This window comes from Acinetobacter sp. GN11 (assembly GCF_054823985.1).
Window position 1 is genome coordinate 1 of record NZ_JRVL01000207.1, and the last position, 1770, is coordinate 1770.

Genomic DNA, 1770 nt, shown 5'->3' on the forward strand with positions numbered 1-1770 from the left:
TCAATCTGATACTCAGACGACACAATTACAAACAACCGAATTAGTAGCACCAACAGTAACTAATTACAATTTAACTGCTTCGTCACTAATGATGACTCCAGCAATATCACCTTTAGGTGGTTGGTCTATTACTAATTCGACAGTTATGGGGGCATCGACATTAATTGATACGGTAAAAGACACTAGAGTTTCAGCAGCATTAGTAACACCGAACACAAAGCAAGTAGCTGAGGTATTGAGAGGCGGAGCCGCAGGAGTTGCCTTAACTATAGCTGTAGATCAATTGCTTGATGCAGTTGATTGGGTAATGGATTCAGCGAATAATCAAATTAGGTATCAAAAAAAAGATCCAATAAAACCACCTAATTTCCCTTATTACTACAAAGTGGCTGGGGGACTTCCGAATTATCAAATTTATGCAGCAAACAAAGAACAACTTTGTAGTAGAACAAATGCGATTTTAAATACTCTATATAGTACTATGAAATATGAGTTTACTGGTATTACCGGTGATACGGTAGGTTCATGCACATTTAAATCAACTAATACTCAAAGCGGATTTCAACATGATGGTGGTATTCCATATTCACGGGTACAGAATGTAAATTATGACCCTACGAAACCTGAATTTACTTTACCCCTTGAAGCCGTTGCTGAAAAAGTTATTTCCAACGCAGATACTGGTAGTTTAGACGCTCAAGTAGCAACTAATACTGCAACGCAAAATATTTTAAATGATGCTGTTCAGGCTGAACCTGTTGTCCAAGAGCTTGAGAATAATGCTAATAATAACTGTCCAAGTGGACTTACTAATGGAAAGGGTGATTGCTGGGTTTGTTCTAGAGAGTCTTACACACCTATAAGGGCTAGAGTAGTCTATGCTAAAGACGTTACTAATGGGCTAGGGAAATGTAGTGCTGGCATGAATTCTAGTCAATTGCTCACTAGATATAATGCTTATACTGAGCTGGGAACTGCTAGAGATGCAGAGAATGCGTGCTGGTCTCCACAAGATCAAGAACATTTAATTCAAGCAAGAGCGGCTAAAGCAACCGCTAATGATTGTAAAAGCTATCTAGGTGCTTTAGGACAATAAAATGAATATCGATAATTTAAAGAAGAAAATAGAATTCGAGTATAAAAATGTTACTCTGGGAGATGCTTATACCTTACCTGAGGAAGACTATGCCGATACAAGTTATTGGTACTTCGATAAAAGGCGCACCGATTTAAACTTAACTGAGGAAGAATGGGTAAAGCAGGAACTTTTCCTTCTTGAGACTGGTAATTGGTTTAGAGAGGACTTTAAAGAGGCTGTAAATGCAATTAAAGAAAAGAGGAAAATGAATAATAGATACAGTAATCCTTTTGAAATACCTGTTTCATATTTAGACAACTACCATACGGGTTTTGGTTTTTTAGAACCTCAGGGATTTCTATTTTATACCCCAGCTATTATGAGTTCTGTTTTAAAAGACACAGAAGTTCTATCTTCACCTAGTTTTTTATCTTGGTTTTATCGTTTAAGAAGTTTAAATACTTTTGAAGAAATTTCTAAGTTATTAAATTGTTTTACCAAAGCACAAATAGAAGTGTTAAAAGACTTTCTGTTATTTATTTCCACTCTATCTCTAGAGATGAAAGAAGGAGTAGATGAGTGTTTAAATAATATAAGTTTATTAGGATTCTGAGTGTAACGATAAAGGGTTTATATAGTTTCATAACGTGTAAGCCCTTTTTTTATGCCTGTTCGTCTCATTCTCTATAAAG

2 protein-coding genes are annotated in these 1770 nt (G+C 35.8%); both read left to right on the forward strand.

Annotation, left to right across the window (positions count from 1 at the left end; genetic code table 11):
* On the forward strand, positions 1-1096 hold a 1096-nt coding region (locus NL42_RS16045; protein WP_461313488.1), incomplete at its 5' end, for a hypothetical protein.
* 1 nt (position 1097) lies between these two features.
* Entirely contained in the window at positions 1098-1691 is a 594-nt protein-coding gene (locus NL42_RS16050; protein ID WP_461313489.1) for a DUF6714 family protein, read from the forward strand.
* Positions 1692-1770 lie beyond the last annotated feature (79 nt).